This window comes from Streptomyces sp. NPDC051322, assembly GCF_040689485.1.
Taxonomy (GTDB): Bacteria; Actinomycetota; Actinomycetes; order Streptomycetales; family Streptomycetaceae; genus Streptomyces.
The window spans coordinates 146,712-165,650 of the sequence record NZ_JBFBAK010000009.1; the positions used below are offsets into that span (position 1 = coordinate 146,712).

An 18,939-nucleotide genomic window follows, 5' to 3' on the forward strand; every position below is an offset into this window, starting at 1 on the left:
GGAGCCGCAGATGGAGCCGCTGACGGCACCGCCCACGGGACCGCACCCCGCCGACCCACCCGGCACCCGCTTCCCCGACACCGTCGACACCGCACTGCGCGAAGCCGGCTGGCAACCCGGCCGCTGGGACATCCGCGGCGCCGAACAATGGGCCGACGCCCTCCGCGCCCACACCTCCCCCGCAGGCCACCGGCACGCCGTCTTCCCCGCGGCCGTCGAAGCCTGGGCGGAATTCGGCGGACTCCGCATCACCGGACCCCCACCCGGCCGGCAGAACGCCCCCACCCCCGTCCACATCGACCCACTCGCCGGACTGCACCTCGCCCGCACCCTCGCCGACCTCGGCCGCGCCCTGGAAACCGACATGGCGCCCCTCGGCGAAGAAGGCAACAGCCAAGCCCTGCTCGCCATCGACTTCCACGGCCGGATCTACAGCATCGACCACACCGGCGACTGGTACCTCGGCGAAACCATCGACCACGGCCTCACCACCCTCATCACCGGCCTCCAGCCCATCCGCCTCGGCGGCAGCTGACCCGGCCGGCTCAGCAGCTCCCGCTCAGACCGGCAGCACCGCCGACACCCGGAAACCGCCCGCCTCCGTGGGCCCCGAAACGAACACCCCGCCCAACGCGGTCACCCGCTCCCGCATCCCCACCAGACCATTCCCACCGCTCGGCAGCCCCGCATCGGCCACCCCCGCATCCGACGGCCCGTTCTCCACCTGCATGGCCACCTCGGCACCCCGATGCGCCAACCGCACCCACGTCTTGGCGCCCGCCGCATGCTTGTGCACATTGGTCAGCGCCTCCTGCACCACCCGGTACGCGGTCTGCTCCACCAACGCGCCGTACGCCCCCGCCTCACCCTCCACCAGGAACTCCACCACCATCCCCGCCGCCCGGGACTGCCCCACCAGCACATCCAGCTCGTCCAGACACGGCCCGTCCTCCCCCGCAGCCGCAGCCGCCGCCGCAGCGGCCGCCCCCACCGCAGCCAACGGCACCGCGGCCGGCGCCCGCACCGGCTCCCCCGACCGCAGCACCCCGAGCATCTCCCGCAACTCCGTCAGCGCCTGCCGGCCCATCTCCCCCACCAGCGCCGCGTTCCTCACCGCCTTCGCCGGATCCTTCAACGCCACCGCCTGCAACGCAGCCGAATGCACCACCATCAGACTCACCCGATGCGCGACCACGTCATGCATCTCCCGCGCGATCCGCGTCCGCTCCTCGGTCCGCGCCCACTCGGCGCGCTCCTCGGCCCGGTCCGCCAGCAACGAGAGCTCCCGCTCCAGACTGTCCGCACGCTCCCGCAAGCTTTCCATCAGCCGCCTGCGCGCCCCTATGTACAACCCCAGCAACACCGGCGGCGCAGTCAGGCCCAGCGACATGAACACCGAGCCGAGCACGACGAACAACATCCCGGGATCGTCCGCATCCGTACCGATCCCGTGCCGCAACCGCACAAACGTGACGATCAGCGTCCCGACCATCGCCATGGCGGTCAGCGACCCGGTCAGCCGGCGCGGCAGATCGGACGCGGCGAGCGTGTACAGCCCGACGATGCCCATCAGGAAGCCCATCTCGGCCGGCGTGGTCGCGACCGACACCAGCACCACCGCGATCGGCCACCGGCGCCGCAACACCAGCACCGCCCCGGCCAGCAGTCCGAACACCACCCCGACCGGCACGGGCAGACCGGACTGCCCCGAGAAGTCGACACCCTCCAACGCACACTCGAGGGCCGACACGAAGGCCAGCCCCACATCGAGCACGGCGCTCCGCCGCCGCTCCCACCACCACCAGCCACGGGTGGTCAGCCCCGTCGCCGTGGCGTCGTACGCCCCCGTTGCGGTCATGCCCACCAGCGTACGGGCGGGGGCCGCTTCCGCCCACGAGTTTCATTGCGGGAGGTTACGTCCGATAACCGCCATCCACTCGAACCGGTGAATCGCCCAGGTTTTCGACCCGGAGGTTCGCATTCCGGACGACGCTCTTCACATGACGGAAATCAGCAGCAAGTACAGCGACTTCGAGGGGCTGCGGAAGCAGGCGATCGCCTTGCGGCGGGAGGGGCTGAGCCGACGCCAGATCCGGGACCGGCTGTTCGTCGACAACAACGACATCCTCAACCGACTGCTGGAGGGCGAGCCGGCGCCGGAGTGGACGAAGCGGCCCCGCGCCAAGGACGACCTGCGGGCGAAGGCGCGGGAGCTTCGGCTGCAGGGCCTGACCTATGACCAGATACAGCTGGAGCTGGGGTGCTCGAAGAGTTCGATCTCGTTGTGGGTGCGGGATCTGCCGAAGCCGGAACGCAGCCGCACGGCGGTCGAGCAGGCACAGATGGCCAACCGCATGCGGTGGGAGCACGAACTGGCGGTGCGTGACCGCGAGCGTCAGAAGACGAAGGCGGATGCCGAAAGCGACGTCGGGACGTGTCTGGACGGGAACTCTTCCTCACCGGGGTCGCCCTGTACTGGGCGGAAGGTGGCAAGGACAAACCGTACGACCGCCGAGAGAACGTCACGTTCATCAACAGCGACCCAGGAGTGATCAAAGTCTACCTGGCATGGCTCAAGCTCCTCGAAGTAGAGCCGGACCGCCTGTGCTATCGCCTCTCGATCCATGAGAGCGGCGACGTCGAGGCAGCGACGCTCTACTGGGCCGATCTGGTCGGCGTCGACGCCAGCGTCTTCCAGAAGGCGACCTTGAAGAAGCACAACCCGAAAACGGTTCGGAAGAACACGGGCGAGAACTACCGGGGCTGCCTGATCATCCGGGTCGCGAAGGGAGCCGACCTGTACCGACGTATCGAGGGATGGTGGCGTGGCATTGTGGAAGATGCACCTCGGGTAGGGTCGGACGCTGTGATCCGCCGTGGGGTAGCGGCATCCCGCAGGCCTTTGGAGCCTTGAGACGCTGGTTCGAATCCAGCCGGCGGAGCCACAGTTCGGGTCCTGGCTGTCACCAGTCAGGGCCCGCCCGCATTTCCGCCCAGAAGCCCCCCGGTATCCTGCGGTTGTCCACCACCCGCAGCCGAAGGGTTCACCGTGAGCACCAATTTCCCCCCAGTTCTCGGCTCCACTCGAACAGGGGAGACCCCACTCGCGGCGGTCGTCGTCCTCGCAGCGGGTGAGGGCACCCGCATGAAGTCGGCCACCCCGAAGGTCCTGCACGAGATCAGCGGGCGCTCGCTCGTCGGGCACGTGGTCACCGCGGCCCGCGAGCTGGACCCCGAGCAGCTGGTCGTGGTCGTCGGGCACGCGCGGGAGCAGGTGCGGGCGCACCTGGCCGAGATCGACCCTGGCGTCCGGACCGCCGTGCAGCACGAGCAGAACGGCACGGGGCACGCCGTCCGGATGGCGCTCGAGGAGCTGGCCGAGGTGCCGGACGGGACCGTGGTGGTGGTCTGCGGGGACACTCCGCTGCTGACCGGCGCGACGCTGACCGCGCTCGCCGCGACGCATGCGGCGGACGGCAATGCGGTGACCGTGCTGACGGCCGAGGTGCCGGACGCCACCGGGTACGGGCGGATCGTCCGGGATCACGCGAGTGGCGCGGTGACGGCGATCGTCGAGCACAAGGACGCTTCGGAGGGCCAGCTGGCGCTCCGGGAGATCAACTCGGGGGTGTTCGCCTTCGACGGGCGGCTGCTGGCCGATGCGCTGGGCAAGGTGCGTACGGACAACAGCCAGGGCGAGGAGTACCTCACCGATGCGCTGGGGATTCTCCGCGAGGCCGGGCACCGGGTGGGTGCGTCGGTCGCCGGGGACCACCGGGAGATCGTCGGCATCAACAACCGGGTGCAGCTGGCCCAGGCGCGTGCGCTGCTGAATGCCCGGCTGCTGGAGCGGGCGATGCTGGCGGGGGTGAGTGTGATCGATCCGTCGTCGGTGTTCATCGATGTGACGGTGACCTTCGAGCAGGACGCGGTGATTCATCCCGGTACGCAGCTGCTGGGGAGCACGCATCTGGCGGAGGGTGCGGAGGTCGGTCCGAACTCGCGGCTCACGGACACCGCGGTGGGCCGGTTCGCCCGGGTGGACAACACGGTGGCGGACCGGGCGGAGGTCGGTGAGGAGTCGACGGTCGGTCCGTTCGCGTATCTGCGGCCCGGTACGAGGCTCGGTGCCAAGGGCAAGATCGGGACGTACGTGGAGACGAAGAACGCGACGATCGGCGAGGGCACCAAGGTGCCGCATCTGTCGTATGTCGGCGATGCGACGATCGGTGAGTACACGAACATCGGTGCGGCGAGTGTCTTCGTGAACTACGACGGTCAGGACAAGCACCACACGACGGTCGGGTCGCACTGCAGGACGGGTTCGGACAACATGTTTGTGGCGCCTGTCACGGTCGGGGACGGTGCTTACACCGCGGCCGGCTCGGTGATCACGAAGGACGTGCCGGCCGGTGCGCTGGCCGTTGCCCGGGGCCAGCAAAGGAATATCGACGGTTGGGTGGCCCGTAAGCGCCCGGGCAGTGCGGCCGCGCAGGCGGCTCAGTCCGCGGCCGGTGAGTCCGGTGGCGGAAGCTGACCGGAAACAGTCCCGTTCATCTGCGCGTAACGTGATAGGCGCATCCACCCCGCTTTTCATACAACCCGTCTGAGGAGACTGTGCTGTGACCGGGATCAAGACGACCGGCGAGAAGAAGCTGATGCTCTTCTCCGGCCGCGCCCACCCCGAGCTGGCCGAGGAGGTCGCACACACACTGGGTGTCGATCTGGTGCCGACGAAGGCCTTCGACTTCGCGAACGGTGAGATCTACGTCCGTTTCCGCGAGTCGGCCCGTGGCGCGGACTGCTTCCTGATGCAGAGCCACACCGCTCCGATCAATCAGTGGATCATGGAGCAGTTGATCATGATCGATGCGCTGAAGCGGGCTTCGGCGCGGTCCATCACGGTGATCGTGCCGTTCTACGGCTATGCCCGCCAGGACAAGAAGCACCGTGGCCGTGAGCCGATCTCCGCGCGGCTGATCGCGGACCTGATGGAGGCCGCGGGTGCCGACCGCATCCTCACGGTCGATCTGCACACCGATCAGATCCAGGGTTTCTTCAACGGCCCGGTGGACCATCTGTTCGCGCTGCCGATCCTCGCCGACTACGTGGGCGCCAAGGTGGACCGGCAGAAGCTCACCATCGTCTCGCCGGATGCCGGCCGGGTGCGGGTGGCGGACCGCTGGTGCGACCGGCTCGGCGCGCCGCTGGCGATCGTGCACAAGCGCCGTGACAAGGACGTCGCCAATCAGGTCACCGTGCATGAGGTGGTCGGTGAGGTGAAGGGCCGGGTGTGCGTGCTGGTCGACGACATGATCGACACGGGCGGCACGATCTGTGCGGCGGCCGACGCGCTGTTCGCCAATGGTGCGGAGGATGTCATCGTGACGGCGACGCACGGTGTGCTGTCGGGTCCGGCTGCGGACCGGCTGAAGAATTCGAAGGTGAGCGAGTTCGTCTTCACGAACACGCTGCCCGATCCGGGCAATCTTGATCTGGACAAGATCACGGTGCTGTCGATGGCGCCGACCATCGCGCGTGCGGTGCGTGAGGTCTTCGAGGACGGTTCGGTGACGAGCCTCTTCGAGGAGCAGGCGTAGGTGCGTCGGACATAGGTTGTAGATCGATTTCAGTACGGCCTCCCTCGCCGGGTAGACTCACGGAGTTGCTCGGCGAGGGAGGCCGTACTTTTGGTACGGGCGCTCCGTTATCGACGCGCTCTTCGTAGCAGGCCGCGATACGTGGCCGGGTGACCCATCCGTTTTTCGTCACCTTCGAGGAGTGCCACATGGCTGAGGTCAAGCTCACCGCCGAGATCCGTACCGCGTTCGGCAAGGGCGCCGCCCGCCAGATCCGTCGCGAGGACAAGGTTCCCGCGGTCATTTACGGTCACGGTGCGGACACCGTTCACGTCACCCTGCCGGGCCACGAGCTGATGATGGCGCTCAAGACGGCCAACGCTCTGCTGAGCCTCGACATCGAGGGTCGCACCGAGCTGGTCATCCCGAAGGCCGTGCAGCGTGACGCCATCAAGCGCAACCTGACCCACGTCGACCTGCTCGCGGTCAAGCGCGGCGAGAAGGTCACCGTCGAGGTTTCGGTGCACGCCGAGGGCGACCTGGCGCCGGGCGCCAACCTGCTCGAGTACGTGCTGAACACGCTGACCGTCGAGGCGGAGGCCACGCACATTCCGGAGTCGGTCACCGTGTCGGTGGCGGGTCTGGACGCGGGTGACTCGGTCCTGGCGAAGGACATCACGCTGCCGGCCGGCACCGTGCTGGACATGGACGAGGACGCGGTGGTCATTCAGATCGTGGCCGCGCAGGCCGAGGAGGCTGCTCCGGAGGCCGAGGCCGAGGGCGCCGAGGCCTGAGTCGGGTCCTGATCGTTTTCTGTTCCGCCGCCGTCCGCATCGCAAGGTGTGGGCGGCGGCGGGCTGTTCACCGCCTGTTTTCAGGTTCGCCGGCTGTTTCCAGGGAGAGCTGCAGATGTCCGATCCGATCGCTTCCGACCCCACCGCGCCCTGGCTGATCGTGGGTCTCGGCAATCCGGGCCCGGAGTATGCGGCCAACCGTCACAATGTGGGATTCATGGTCGCGGATCTGCTGGCCGAGCGGATGGGCGGCAGGTTCAAGTCGCACAAGGCGCGGGCGCAGGTCGTGGAGGGCCGGGTGGGTCCGCCGGGGCCGGGGAATCGGCGGGTGGTGCTGGCGAAGCCGATGTCGTTCATGAATCTGTCCGGCGGTCCGGTGACGGCGTTGCGGGATTTCTACAAGGTGGGCACGGCGAACATCGTCGCGGTCCATGACGAGCTGGACATTGATTACGGCGCGTTGCGGTTGAAGCTCGGTGGTGGGGACAACGGGCACAACGGTCTGAAGTCGATGACGAAGTCGTTGGGGCCGGATTATCACCGGGTGCGTTTCGGTATCGGGCGGCCGCCGGGGCGGATGCAGGTGGCGGATTTCGTGCTGCGGGACTTTTCGTCGGCCGAGCGGAAGGAGCTCGGTTATCTGGTGGACCGGGCGGCGGACGCGGTGGAGGCGCTGGTGATCGAGGGGCTCGAGCGGGCGCAGTCGGCGTACAACTCCTGAGCGGGGTCGGGTCGGACGGGGACCGGAGTTGACCGGGCGTGGCGCTATGGCCAAGGATCGCGCTGCATGAAGCGGAGTCGGGGCGTCCTGTTGTATGCGGGCCGGGCAGTGTTGGGCTGTGTCGCGGTGCTGATCGTCGTTGCGGGGTTCTGGTCGTCGTGGGGGACGGCGCAGCATGTGCTGCTGGCGAAGGGCCGTGATCACGGCTCGCTGACGGTGAGTTCCTGCACGGGGAAGGTGTGTACGGGGCGGTATGTGCCGTCGGCCGGTTCCGCGCCGCATGCGGGGTTGTGGATCGACAGGTCGACTGCGGCGAAGAAGGGTGAGCGGCTGCCGGTGGTGGTCCGTCCGGGGTCGCACGAGGCGATACGGACGGGGGCGGCGGGGGCGTTGCATGCCTGGGTTCCGTTGGGCGGGGCGCTGCTGCTGGCGGCGTTGGTGGTGGCCGGGGGATTGCGGATGACGCGTACGGCGTGGGTGGCCGGGGTGGCGGGTGCGGGGTTGCTGGTGGCGGCGTTCGTGGCGCTGTGAGCGGGAGCGGCTGTGCACGCCTGAGGGGCGGGCCCCATCGGCTGATGGGGCCCGCCCCTCGGTGGTCGGGCGTTGTCGTGGACCGGAGTCCTGCGGGAGGGGTCAGCCGGTGTTGCGCAGGCCGGCGGCGACTCCGTTGAGGGTGAGCAGCAGGGCCCGGGAGAGTGTCGGGTCGGGTTCTTCGCCGCGGGCGGCAGCTGCGCGCTGGCGGGCGAGCAGGGAGACCTGGAGGTAGGAGATCGGGTCGAGGTAGGCGTCGCGGATGCCGAAGGTCTGCTGGAGGACCGGGTGGGAGTCGAGCAGCTTTTCGCCGCCGGTGACGTGCAGGACTTCGCGGACGGTGAGTTCGTGTTCGGTTTCGATGTCGGTGTAGACGTGCTTGAGCTCGTCGGGCACGAGGGTGTCGACGTAGTGGCGGGCGATCCGCAGGTCGGTCTTGGCCAGGGTCATTTCGACATTGGAGATGAAGTTCTGGAAGAAGTGCCACTGTTCGTGCATTTCGCCCAGGACGGTGTCGAGTCCTGCTTCGCGGAGTGCCTTGAGTCCGGAGCCGACGCCGAACCAGCCGGGCACGATCTGCCGTGACTGGGTCCAGCCGAAGACCCAGGGGATGGCGCGCAGCCCGTCGACTCCGGCGCCGGAGTCGGGGCGGCGGGAGGGGCGGGAGCCGAGGTGCAGTTCGCCGAGCTGGTCGACCGGGGTGGACGCGAAGAAGTACGCGGGGAGGTCGGGGTCCTCGACGAGCTTGCGGTAGGCGTTGTGGGCGGCCTCGGAGACGACCTCCATGGCGGCGTCCCAGCGGGCGAGTGCCTCGTCGGACTGGCGGGGCGCGGTGTGCAGGGCGGAGGCCTGCAGGGTGGCGGCGACGGTCAGTTCGAGGTTTTCCCTGGCGAGTGAGGGGACGAGGTACTTGTCGGAGATGACCTCGCCCTGTTCGGTCACCTTGATCTCGCCGTCCAGGGTGCCCCAGGGCTGGGCGAGGATCGCGTCGTGCGAGGGACCGCCGCCGCGGCCCACGGTGCCGCCGCGGCCGTGGAAGAGCCGCAGTCGTACGCCGTAGCGGTGGGCGACGTCGCGCAGCCGGCGCTGGGCGCGGTGGATTTCCCACTGGCTGGTCGTGATGCCGCCGAACTTGGAGGAGTCGGAGTAGCCGAGCATGACTTCCTGGACGTCGCCGCGCAGCGAGACGAGGCGCCGGTAGGAGGGGTCGGCGAGCATTTCGTCGAGGATGACATCGGCGGCGCGCAGTTCGTCGGTGGTTTCCAGGAGCGGCACGATGCCGATCTTGGCCCAGCCGCCGTGCAGGTCGATGAGGCCGGCTTCGCGGGCGAGGACGGCGGCGGCGAAGACGTCGTCGGCGCCTGCGCACATCGAGATGATGTAGGACTCGATGACTTCGGGCCCGAAGCGTTCGAAGGCCTGCTTGACGGTATGGAAGACGCCGAGGGTCTTTTCGCCTGCCGCGTCGAGCGGTGCGGGGGTGGGGGCGAGGGGGCGCCGGGACCTGAGTTCCTTGGCGAGGAGCTTCTGACGGTAGTCGCGGGGCATGTCGGCGTAGCGCCAGGATTCCTCGCCGAGCCGGTCGAAGAGCTGGCCGAGGGCGTGGTGGTGGGCGTCGGCGTGTTCGCGTACGTCCATGGTGGCGAGTTGCAGGCCGAATGCGGCGAGGGTGCGGATGGTGCGGTCCATCCGGCCGTCGGCGAAGAGTCCGCCGCGGTGTTCGCGCAGGGAGGTCTGGATGAGGGTGAGGTCGTTGACGAGTTCGGCGGTGCCGAGGTAGTCGCGGCCGTCCTGGTGCGGGGTGCCCTTGGCGAGGCGTTCGCGGGTGTTGACGAGCTTCTGGCGGATGCAGGTGGCCTTGAGCCGGTAGGGCTCTTCGGCGTTCAGCCGCTTGTAGCGGGGGCTGATCTCGGGGAGCCGCTGCAGGTCGAGCTGGAGCGAGTCGAGGAGTTCCTGGGTGGCGCCGGTGTAGCGGATGGAGTTGGAGAGCAGGCCGCGCAGGTAGTCGATGAGCTCGATGGCGTCGGTGATGCCGTGTTCGTGCTGGAGGATCAGCACTTCCCAGGTCACGGCGGGTGTGACGTTCGGGTTGCCGTCGCGGTCGCCGCCGATCCAGGTGCCGAAGGTGAGCGGGCGGGTGCCTGCGGGCAGCTCGACGCCGACGCGTTGGAGTTCGGCGGCGAGGTCCTCGAGGACGTCGCCGACGGCTCCGGCATGGAGTTCGTCGAGGTAGTAGATGGCGTTGCGGGCTTCGTCGGCGGGCTCGGGGCGTACGACGCGCAGCTCGTCGGTCTGCCAGATGAGGTCGATGGATTCGGCGAGGCGCAGGTCGTGCCGGCGCCGGTCGGCCTCGATGACGGGGGTTTCGAGGAGTTCGGCGATGCGTCGCAGCTTGTTGAGTACGGAACGCCGGGCGGCTTCGGTGGGGTGGGCGGTGAAGACCGGGCGCACGTTGAGGTGCTGGACGGTCTGGCGCAGGTGGGCGGGGTCGGCGTCCTTGAGCCGGTCCGCGGTGCGGGCGAGCAGGCCGCCTTCGGCGGCGCGTACGGCGCGCAGTTCGCGTCCGCGGTGGACCTGCTCGGTGACGTTGGCCAGGTGGAAGTAGGTGGAGAAGGCGCGTACGAGCTTGGCGGCGGTCTCCAGGCCGGTGTCTCCGAGCAGCTCGGCGGCTGCTTCGCCGTCCTCACGGGTGAGGGCGCGGACGCGTTCGACGAGTTCCAGGAGTTCGGGGCCCTCCTGGCGTACGAGGGTTTCGCCCAGCAGGTCGCCGAGGCGGCGGATATCGGCACGCAGCTCGGGGCTGGCTGAGGGGGCGGGGGTCAGGTCGGCACTGCTCACAGGTGCGGCTCCTTGCAGTGTTGGCACGACTGGCAAAGGGGGTCTGGGTGTGATGGCCCAGAAGTCACAGAACGGACCGCGCTGTCCGACGACACGCGTACAGGATAGGTGCCCGCCCGGTCGGGTCGGTCGCGCCCCTTTGTGGCGCTCTTGCCGCGGGGCCGGTCGCTGACATACTTACGAGGCCGTAGGTTACGGAACCGTAGCCGGGCATCAGCCGTATTCCTCACCCCACAGGGGACGTCCCTATGAGCAATGGCCCCGATCTGATCGACGACGCCCGGACTACCGCGTCCGGGCTTCCCTCCGCGACTCTGGGCGGAGACAACAAACGTTCCATCGAGCAGGTCACCCTCCTGCTCTTCATCGTGTTGCCGTTTGTGGCCCTGGTGGCCGCGATTCCGCTGGCCTGGAGTTTCGGCGGCGTGAGCTGGCTGGATCTTGGTCTGCTGGTGGCGATGTACTACATCGGCTGCCATGGCATCACGATCGGTTTCCACCGCTATTTCACCCATGGTTCGTTCAAGGCGAAGCGTCCGCTCCGTGTCGCCCTGGCCGTCATGGGTTCACTCGCCGTCGAGGGTCCTCTCGTGCGGTGGGTGGCGGATCACCGCAGGCACCACAAGTTCTCGGACGCGGAGGGCGACCCGCATTCGCCGTGGCGGTACGGGGAGACGCTTCCCGCGCTGCTGAAGGGTCTGTGGTGGGCCCATATGGCGTGGATGTTCGACGAGGAGCAGACGTCGCAGCACAAGTACGCCCCGGATCTGATCCGGGACCCGGCGATCCGCTGGGTCTCCCGGAACTTCATCTACTGGACGGCTCTGTCGCTGGCGATTCCGCCGCTGGTCGGCGGTCTGGTGACGATGTCCTGGTGGGGGGCGTTCACGGCGTTCTTCTGGGGCTCGCTGGTGCGGGTGGGCTTGTTGCACCATGTCACCTGGTCGATCAATTCGATCTGTCACGCGGTCGGCAAGCGTCCGTTCAAGTCCCGTGACCGGTCGGGCAACGTGTGGTGGCTGGCGGTGCTGTCCTGCGGGGAGTCCTGGCACAACCTGCATCACGCGGATCCGACGTCCGCCCGGCACGGTGTGCTGCGCGGCCAGATCGATTCGAGCGCCCGTCTGATCCGCTGGTTCGAGCAGCTGGGCTGGGCGTACGACGTGCGCTGGCCGTCCGCTTCGCGTATCGATGCCCGGCGCAAGAGCGAGCTCACAGAAACGGCATGATGACAGACGTGGCGATCGAAGGCAGCAGTACCAGCGGCGACAAGCGCCGGCCGACCGCGTCCCGGCGGACCCGCCGGGTCCGTATGACCGGGAAGGAACGCCGCGAACAGCTGCTGGACATCGGCCGCGTCCTCTTTGCCGAGAAGGGCTTCGAGGGCACGTCGGTGGAGGAGATCGCCGCGAAGGCGGGGGTTTCCAAGCCGGTCGTGTATGAGCACTTCGGTGGCAAGGAGGGCCTGTACGCGGTGGTGGTCGACCACGAGATGCGCCGGCTCCTCGATATGGTGACCGGTTCGCTGACCGCGGGCCATCCGCGGGAGCTGTGCGAGCAGGCCGCTTTCGCGCTGCTCGACTACATCGAGGAGTACACGGATGGTTTCCGCATCCTGGTGCGGGACTCTCCGGTGGCCCAGTCGACGGGTACGTTCGCTTCGCTGATCAGTGATATCGCCACGAAGGTGGAGGACATCCTGGGCAGCGAGTTCAAGGCCCGCGGCTTCGACCAGAAGCTGGCCCCGCTGTATGCGCAGGCCCTGGTGGGCATGGTGGCGCTGACCGGCCAGTGGTGGCTGAACGTCCGCAAGCCGCCGAAGGCGGAGGTGGCGGCGCATCTGGTGAATCTGGCCTGGCACGGGCTGGAGAACCTGGAGCCGAAGCCGCGGCTGATAGGCCACCGCAAGAGCTGACGCCTCCGGGAGCCCGAGTCGACGACGACGCCCCGCCCCACCGCTTCGAGCGGTGGAGCGGGGCGTCGGTCATGCGGGGAAGGAACGGGTCATCCGAATGAGCGACCTACGAGACGGATTCCCTTCGCCGGCATTGTCCGGATCAGGTGCTGGGGGTCGCCTTCCGGTCTCGTCTCCTGACCTTCCGGCCTCTCAGCCCGACCGTCGACGTCGGCAACGGCGGAAACTCGCTCTCCGCCAGAGTCGGCTACGACGGTTGAACTCCCTCATACGTCCCGTAGGCCTGTCTCCAGGTTAGCACTCCCAACTCGGCACAAAAGGGGTGGAACAGCGATTTTTCCGACGCAGATCGGCGCACCGGCCCGCTGTCACCCATGGTGATGACGCATTCGGAGTTCCGACCGCTACCGTAAAAGGGCCGGCCGAGAATCCCGCTTCCCCGACGCCCGGCCAATGGGCGTGTGCGCCACTGGGGCACACGCGATGCCGCCACGCCGTGGGCCGCTGCGCCCGGACAGTGCCGGATGTGGTCCGATCCGCCGAAAGGCCGAGGTCAGCTCACCGGCTGCAGGAACTCGATGCGGTTGCCGGCCGGGTCCCAGGAGTAGAAGCGGCGGTGGCCGGGGAGGTCGCCGTCCCACACCACCCGGGCGCCGCGTGTCTCCAGACGCTCCGCGTAGGCCCCGATGTCCGTGACGCGCAGCGCGGGGTGGGCCTTCGCCGAGGGGCGGTGGTCCTCCTCGATGCCGAGGTGCAGCTGGACGGGGCCGGCCTGGAACCAGCAGCCGCCGCGGGCGGCCAGGGCGGGCGGCTTGGGGATTTCCGTCATGCCGAGCACGCCGGCGTAGTACGCGCGGAGCCGGTCCTCGGTGCCGGGCGGGGCGGCGAGCTGCACATGGTCGATGGCGGCGATCATCGCGCTGCCTTGCGGGCGACGGCGAAGATGCGGCGGAACGGGAAGACCGTGCCGTGCGGGCCGGCCGGGTAGGCGGTGCGCAGCAGGTCGCGGTATGCGGAGAGGAAGGCGGATGTCGCTTCCGGGTCGTGCGCCAGCGCGGTGAGGACGGGGCGCAGGGCGGTGCCCTTGACCCAGTCGAGCACGGGGTCGTCGCCGGTCAGCAGCTGGAGGTAGGTGGTCTCCCAGACGTCGGTCGTGCAGCCGAGGTCGGCGAGGAGGGCGAGGTAGGCGGCGGGGTCGAGGACGGCGGCCGTCCTGTCCCCGACGCCGGTGAGCCGGGATTTCCAGCGGGGGGACTCGCGTAGTTCGGCGAGGAGCGTGTGGCTGGGCGCGGTGAAGTTGCCGGGTACCTGGAAGGCGAAGGTGCCGCCGGGGGTGAGGGCGTTCAGCCAGTCGGGGAAGCGGTCGGTGTGGCCGGGGACCCATTGGAGCAGGGCGTTGGAGACGATCAGGTCGTAGGTGTCGTCTGGTGTCCAGGTCGTGGCGTCGGCGTGGGCGAAGTCGAGCAGCGGGCCCGCGTACCGCTGGGCCTGCTCGAGCATCTGCGGGGAGTTGTCGAAGCCGGTGATACGGGCCTGCGGCCAGCGTTCGGCGAGCAGTGCGGTGACGTTTCCCGCGCCGCAGCCGAGGTCGGCGATCCGGGCGGGGGCGCCGGAGATACGGGCGAGGAGGTCGCGGAAGGGGCGCGTGCGGTGGTCCGCGTGGCGCAGGTACTGCTGCGGGTCCCAGGTGGGTGCGGTCATGGGATCAGCCTTCCCCGGAATCTATCTCGATGTCAAGATAGTTGTCATCGAGATAGTCGACAACAAGAGACTTCATGTCGAGGCACCCTTTACACTGATCGATATGGAGGACGAGGTCGACCGTCTGGTCGCTGCGTGGCGCCGAGAGCGCCCTGACCTCGATGTGGAACCACTCGAGGTGCTCAGCCGCGTGTCCCGGCTTGCCCGCCATCTCGACCGGGCCCGCCGCCTCGCGTTCGCCGAGCACGGCCTGGAGCCCTGGGAGTTCGACGTGCTGACCTCGCTGCGCCGGGCCGGCTCCCCGTATCAGTTGTCACCGGGGCAATTGCTCACCCAGACGCTGGTGACCTCGGGCACCATGACCAACCGTATCGACCGACTGGCCACCAAGAGCCTGGTCGAGCGGCTGCCCGACCCGAGCGACCGGCGCGGTGTGCTGGTGCGGCTCACCGCCGAGGGCCGGGACCGGGCGGACCAGGCGCTGGCCGGGCTGCTCGCCCAGGAACGGGCGCTGCTGGTCGAGCTGTCGCGCGGTCAGCGGGGTGAACTGGCCGGTCTGCTACGCCGGTTGACCGCCCCGTTCGACAACGTTCCCGGCTAGTGCGGCGGCCGGCGGACCGGCCGCCGCCAGGTCCGCCGGTCCGACGCCGGCCCTTCGGGCGAGCGCCACCGCGGCCAGCGTGGAGTGCACGCCCAGCTTCCCCAGCACGTTCTGCATGTGCGTGCGCACGGTGTGCGGGGAGAGGAAGAGCCGCTCGGCGACCGCCTTGCGCCCCAGGCCTGCCACCATGCACCGCAGCACCTCCCGCTCGCGCGGGGTCAGCGACTCGACGAGCAGTTCGCTCTCGGAGCGGTGCTTACGGGCCGCGGTCAGCTCCCGCAGGACGCCGGTGAGCAGCGCGGGCGGCAGGTGCGTCTCGCCCCGCAGCACGCCGCGTATCACGGCGAGCAGCCGCTGCAGCGAACAGTCCTTGGCCACCCAGCCCGACGCCCCGGCCTGCAGTGCCAGGGCGGCTCTGCGCGGGTCGTCCTTCTCGGCGAGCACGACGATACGGGCGGCGGGAAAGCTCTCGCGCACCCCCGCCACCAGGGAGATGCCGTCGGCCGGGCCGCTTCCGGCGAGCTCGGTGCACTCAGTGAGCTCGGCGCGTTCGGTTCGGTCGGTGCTCTCGGCAGGCTCCGTATGCTCCGTCGGCTCCCTGGGGTGGGGGACGACGACGGTGGCGCCCCGGGGCGCCGTGATGCCGAGGTCGGCGTCGACCAGCAGCACGTCGAATCGTCGTCCCTCGGCGGCGGCCCTCGCCAGGCAGCGCTGCGCGGCGGGGCCACTGCCCGTTGCTATGACGTCGACGTCCGGCTCGGCGGCGAGGGCCGCGGCGAGCGACTCGGCGAAGATGCGGTGGTCGTCGACCACGAGAACCCGGACACGGACCACATGAACCCCCAGGCTGCGTCTTCAGGGGGCGGGTTCGGTGTGGGGTACGGCGCCCGGCGCGGATCGCTGCTGTCGCACGGCCGCCGCCGCGCAGTCGCTGCTGCCTTCCGCTCCGGAGCGTCGTACCCGACACTGTCTCGACCCCTGAACAACACCGGCCCCCACCGGTGCTGCCTTTCAGCGTACGGCGGGGGCGCGGCGGCGGAGGGGGAATCGCGGAACTGGGCGAGTCGGGCGGGTGGCGCCCCCGCTACGACAGGCGTCGGGTGCCAGCCGAGGGGGTCGCCTCGAAGACGCGCGGCTCGGTGTAGCCGGCCGCGGCGAACGCCTCGGTCACCGACTTCGTCACCGCCGCCGCGTGCGACGCGTCGACGAGGACGACGGCGGAGCCGCCGAATCCGCCGCCGGTCATCCGTGCGCCCAGCGCTCCGCCCGCGTTCGCGGACGCCACCACCAGGTCGAGTTCCTCGCAGGAGATCAACAGGTCGTCACGGAGCGAGGCGTGGCCCTCGGTGAGGACGGGGCCCACGGCGCGGACGTCGCCCGCGTCGAGCAGGGCGATGGTGCGCTCGACCCGGTGGTTGTCGGAGACCACATGGCGGACGTATCCGCGCACCTTCGGGTCGGTGAGCTGCGACAGGGCCTGCGGCAACTGCTCGTACGGGATGTCGCGCAGGGCGGGGACACCGAGGATCCGGGCGCCCTCCTCGCAGCCGGCGCGCCGCTCCGCGTAGGCGCCGTCGCCCAGGGCGTGTTTGACCCTGCTGTCCACGACCAGGAGTTGCAGGCCGTGCGCCGCCAGGTCGAAGGGCACCTGGCGGGTGGAGAGGTCGCGGCAGTCGAGGTACAGCGCGTGGCCCTCGGTGCAGCAGGCCGAGGCCGTCTGGTCCATGATTCCGCACGGCACGCCGACGAAGGCGTTCTCGGCGCGCTGTGCGACGACCGCCAGGTCCTGGCAGCTCAGGCCGAGTTCGTAGAGGTCGCTGAGGGCGTGCGCGGTGACCACCTCGAGGGCCGCCGACGAGGAGAGTCCGGCGCCGGTGGGGACGGTGGAGCTGAGGTGGATGTCCGCGCCGGCTATCGGGTGGCCCGCCTCCCGCAGCGCCCAGACGACGCCGGCCGGGTAGGCGGCCCAGCTGGCGTTGGCGAGCGGTTCGAGTTCGTCGATGCGGAGCTGGACGATGCCGCCCTCGATGTCCGACGAGTACAGCCGCAGCACACCGTCGTCGCGGCGGGACACCTGGGCGACCGCCGTGTGCGGCAGCGCGAGCGGCATCACGAAGCCCTCGTTGAAGTCGGTGTACTCACCGATCAGATTGACCCGGCCCGGTGCGGCCCAGGTGCCCTCGGGGGCGGATCCGTACAGCTCCTCGAAACTCATGCCTCAGCAACTCCCATGCTTTGAGATGACACAGTTTGAGCGAAGGTCCAGGCGTCGGCGACGATGCCGGCCAGGTCGGATCGCGACGGGCTCCAGCCCAGCCGCTCGCGTGCGGTGTCCGCGGAGGCGACCAGTGCGGCCGGGTCACCGCCGCGGCGGTCGGCGATGATCTCCGGGATCGGGTGTCCGGTGACCTTGCGGACGGTCTCGATGACCTCGCGGACCGAGAAGCCGCTGCCGTTGCCGAGGTTGCAGATCAGGTGGCTGCCCGCCTCGGCCGCGCGCAGGGCGAGCAGGTGGGCGTCGGCCAGGTCGGCGACGTGGATGTAGTCGCGGATGCAGGTGCCGTCCGGGGTCGGGTAGTCGTCGCCGTACACCGAGATGGTGTCGCGGCGGCCCTGCGCGACCTGGAGGACGAGCGGAATGAGGTGCGACTCGGGGTCGTGGCGTTCCCCGTACGCCCCGTACGCGCCCGCGACGTTGAAGTAGCGGAGGGAGACGGCGGCCAGGCCGTGCGCCGCGCACTCGCCGCTGATCATGTGGTCGACGGCCAGTTTGGTGGCGCCGTACGGGTTGGTCGGCGAGGTCGGGGCGCTCTCCCTGATCGGTACGGTCGCCGGCTCCCCGTAGGTCGCGGCGGTCGAGGAGAAGACCAGGGTGCGCACGCCCGCCGAGCGCATCGCGGCGAGCAGCGCGGTGGTGCCTCCGACGTTGTTCAGCCAGTACTTCTCCGGGTTGACCACCGACTCGCCGACCTGGGAGGAGGCGGCGAAGTGCAGCACCCCGTCGTAGCTGGAGTCCAGCCAGCGGGCGGCATCCTGGATGCGGCCCTCGATGAAGGTGGCGCCGGCCGGGACGCCCGCACGGAAACCGGTGGAGAGGTCGTCGAGCACGGTCACCTCGTGGCCGGCCTCCAGCAGGTGGGCGGCGACGACGCTGCCCACATAACCCGCGCCTCCCGTGACCAGGTACTTGTTGCTCACTTGCTCGCTACCTCTCGCAGTCGCTCGGCCGCGGTCTCCGGCGGCACGTCATTCACGAAGACGTTCATGCCCGACTCGGAACCCGCGAGGAACTTCAGCTTGCCCGACGTGCGCCGGATGGTGAAAAGCTCGAGATGCAGGGCGAATTCGTTCCGGTCGAGCTGGAAGTCCTCCAGTTCGCCGAAGGGCGCCTGGTGCCAGGCGGCGATGTAGGGCGTGGGCGGCTCGCCCTCGCCGAAGATCCGGTCGAAGCGCCTCAAGAGTTCCAGATACAGCTGTGGAAACTCTGTGCGCGCCGCGTCGTCCAGGCGGCGCAGGTCGGGTACGCGCTTCTTGGGGTAGAGGTGCACCTCGTACGGCCAGTGCGCGGCGTACGGCACGAACGCCACCCAGTGCTCGCCCTCCAGCACCACACGCACGCCGTCGGCCAGCTCGCGGGCCACCGTCTCGTCGAAGAGGTTCCGGCCGCCGCTGTTCTCCAGGAAGTCCGCTGCGGAGCGGAGCATCAGTGCGGTGCGCGGGGTGATGAAGGGATAGCCGTAGATCTGGCCGTGCGGGTGGCCGAGGGTGACGCCTATGTCCTTGCCGCGGTTCTCGAAGCAGAACACCTGCTTGACCTGGTCGAGTGCGGCCATCTCGGTGGTCCGGTCGGTCCAGGCCTCGAGGACGAGGCCGGCCTGCTCCTCGGTCAGGTCGGCGAAGGACGCGTCGTGGTCGGACGTGAAGCAGACCACTTCGCAGCGTCCGGAGTCCCCGGCGAGCGAGGGGAAGCGGTTCTCGAAGACCGCGACGTCGTAGTCCGAGTCCGGGATCTCGCTCTGCCGGCCGTCCCGCGAGGGGCAGAGCGGACACTCGTCGGCCGGCGGGTGGTAGATGCGCCCCTGGCGGTGCGATGCGACGGCGACCGAGTCCCCGAGCAGCGGATCCGTGCGGATCTCGGACGCGGTGGCCACCGGGTCGAGGGGCCGCCGGTCCACGGCGTCACGGACGGTGTCGTCCCGGGAGTCGTAGTAGAGCAGCTCACGACCGTCGGCAAGCCGGGTCGATGTCTTCTTCACGCT

The 18,939-nt window shown here is 69.3% G+C and carries 17 protein-coding genes, 1 tRNA gene, 1 pseudogene and 1 riboswitch; of the genes and pseudogenes, 11 read left to right on the forward strand and 8 right to left on the reverse strand.

Annotated features, from left to right (window positions below; translation table 11 throughout):
* Positions 1–10 precede the first annotated feature (10 nt).
* Complete coding sequence (locus tag AB0436_RS21805) at positions 11–535, forward strand: SUKH-3 domain-containing protein (RefSeq protein WP_366469573.1); 525 nt, start codon at positions 11–13, stop codon at positions 533–535.
* 24 nt (positions 536–559) lie between these two features.
* Here the strand turns inward: AB0436_RS21805 and AB0436_RS21810 are convergent, their stop codons facing one another.
* The gene (locus AB0436_RS21810; RefSeq protein WP_366469574.1) at positions 560–1,858 is read right to left on the reverse strand and encodes a histidine kinase; all 1,299 of its coding nucleotides are present in this window, start codon (positions 1,856–1,858) and stop codon (positions 560–562) included.
* Positions 1,859–2,000: 142 nt separating this feature from the next.
* Here AB0436_RS21810 and AB0436_RS21815 point away from each other — a divergent pair.
* From AB0436_RS21815 to AB0436_RS21845, 7 genes and pseudogenes are all read left to right on the forward strand, one after another.
* Positions 2,001–2,914, forward strand: a pseudogene (locus AB0436_RS21815) (hypothetical protein).
* Positions 2,871–2,945, forward strand: a tRNA-Gln gene (locus AB0436_RS21820). Before AB0436_RS21815 ends, AB0436_RS21820 begins: the two are co-directional and overlap by 44 nt.
* Before the next feature lie 104 nt (positions 2,946–3,049).
* Positions 3,050–4,537 carry a bifunctional UDP-N-acetylglucosamine diphosphorylase/glucosamine-1-phosphate N-acetyltransferase GlmU gene (gene glmU, locus AB0436_RS21825; protein WP_366469575.1) on the forward strand — a complete coding sequence of 496 codons (1,488 nt, stop codon included), beginning with the start codon at positions 3,050–3,052 and terminating at the stop codon, positions 4,535–4,537.
* 85 nt (positions 4,538–4,622) lie between these two features.
* Complete coding sequence (locus AB0436_RS21830) at positions 4,623–5,600, forward strand: ribose-phosphate diphosphokinase (protein WP_366469576.1); 978 nt, start codon at positions 4,623–4,625, stop codon at positions 5,598–5,600.
* A 188-nt stretch (positions 5,601–5,788) separates the two neighbouring features.
* Positions 5,789–6,373, forward strand: coding sequence for a 50S ribosomal protein L25/general stress protein Ctc (locus tag AB0436_RS21835; protein WP_366469577.1), 585 nt, complete (start codon positions 5,789–5,791; stop codon positions 6,371–6,373).
* Positions 6,374–6,488: 115 nt separating this feature from the next.
* The gene (gene pth / locus AB0436_RS21840; RefSeq protein ID WP_366469578.1) at positions 6,489–7,094 is read left to right on the forward strand and encodes an aminoacyl-tRNA hydrolase; all 606 of its coding nucleotides are present in this window, start codon (positions 6,489–6,491) and stop codon (positions 7,092–7,094) included.
* A 66-nt stretch (positions 7,095–7,160) separates the two neighbouring features.
* Complete coding sequence (locus tag AB0436_RS21845) at positions 7,161–7,625, forward strand: hypothetical protein (RefSeq protein WP_366469579.1); 465 nt, start codon at positions 7,161–7,163, stop codon at positions 7,623–7,625.
* 102 nt (positions 7,626–7,727) lie between these two features.
* Here the strand turns inward: AB0436_RS21845 and ppc are convergent, their stop codons facing one another.
* Complete coding sequence (gene ppc / locus AB0436_RS21850; protein ID WP_366469580.1) at positions 7,728–10,463, reverse strand: phosphoenolpyruvate carboxylase; 2,736 nt, start codon at positions 10,461–10,463, stop codon at positions 7,728–7,730.
* Positions 10,464–10,711: 248 nt separating this feature from the next.
* Between ppc and AB0436_RS21855 the strand changes: the two genes are divergently transcribed.
* Entirely contained in the window at positions 10,712–11,692 is a 981-nt protein-coding gene (locus tag AB0436_RS21855; RefSeq protein ID WP_366469582.1) for a fatty acid desaturase, read from the forward strand.
* On the forward strand, positions 11,689–12,378 hold the full coding sequence (locus AB0436_RS21860) for a TetR/AcrR family transcriptional regulator (RefSeq protein WP_366469583.1): 690 nt from the start codon (positions 11,689–11,691) through the stop codon (positions 12,376–12,378). The genes AB0436_RS21855 and AB0436_RS21860 overlap by 4 nt, the downstream gene beginning before the upstream one ends.
* 102 nt (positions 12,379–12,480) lie before the next feature.
* A riboswitch (TPP riboswitch) is annotated at positions 12,481–12,656 on the reverse strand.
* Positions 12,657–12,931: 275 nt separating this feature from the next.
* Here AB0436_RS21860 and AB0436_RS21865 read toward each other — a convergent pair.
* Together AB0436_RS21865 and AB0436_RS21870 are read right to left on the reverse strand one after the other, a co-directional pair.
* Positions 12,932–13,294, reverse strand: coding sequence for a VOC family protein (locus tag AB0436_RS21865; RefSeq protein WP_366469585.1), 363 nt, complete (start codon positions 13,292–13,294; stop codon positions 12,932–12,934).
* Positions 13,291–14,079, reverse strand: coding sequence for a trans-aconitate 2-methyltransferase (locus AB0436_RS21870; protein WP_366469586.1), 789 nt, complete (start codon positions 14,077–14,079; stop codon positions 13,291–13,293). The genes AB0436_RS21865 and AB0436_RS21870 overlap by 4 nt, the downstream gene beginning before the upstream one ends.
* A gap of 103 nt (positions 14,080–14,182) precedes the next feature.
* Between AB0436_RS21870 and AB0436_RS21875 the strand changes: the two genes are divergently transcribed.
* Positions 14,183–14,680 carry a MarR family transcriptional regulator gene (locus tag AB0436_RS21875; RefSeq protein WP_366469754.1) on the forward strand — a complete coding sequence of 166 codons (498 nt, stop codon included), beginning with the start codon at positions 14,183–14,185 and terminating at the stop codon, positions 14,678–14,680.
* On the opposite strand, the gene AB0436_RS21880 is transcribed toward AB0436_RS21875, so the two are convergent.
* From AB0436_RS21880 to galT, 4 genes are all read right to left on the reverse strand, one after another.
* On the reverse strand, positions 14,639–15,514 hold the full coding sequence (locus AB0436_RS21880) for a response regulator transcription factor (RefSeq protein WP_366469587.1): 876 nt from the start codon (positions 15,512–15,514) through the stop codon (positions 14,639–14,641). The two genes, AB0436_RS21875 and AB0436_RS21880, sit on opposite strands and share 42 nt — an antisense overlap.
* 250 nt (positions 15,515–15,764) lie before the next feature.
* Positions 15,765–16,895, reverse strand: a complete 1,131-nt coding sequence (galK, locus tag AB0436_RS21885; RefSeq protein ID WP_366469588.1) for a galactokinase — start codon at positions 16,893–16,895, stop codon at positions 15,765–15,767.
* Positions 16,892–17,878, reverse strand: coding sequence for a UDP-glucose 4-epimerase GalE (gene galE / locus AB0436_RS21890; RefSeq protein ID WP_366469589.1), 987 nt, complete (start codon positions 17,876–17,878; stop codon positions 16,892–16,894). The genes galK and galE overlap by 4 nt, the downstream gene beginning before the upstream one ends.
* The gene (gene galT, locus AB0436_RS21895; RefSeq protein ID WP_366469590.1) at positions 17,875–18,936 is read right to left on the reverse strand and encodes a galactose-1-phosphate uridylyltransferase; all 1,062 of its coding nucleotides are present in this window, start codon (positions 18,934–18,936) and stop codon (positions 17,875–17,877) included. Before galT ends, galE begins: the two co-directional genes overlap by 4 nt.
* Positions 18,937–18,939: the final 3 nt, after the last annotated feature.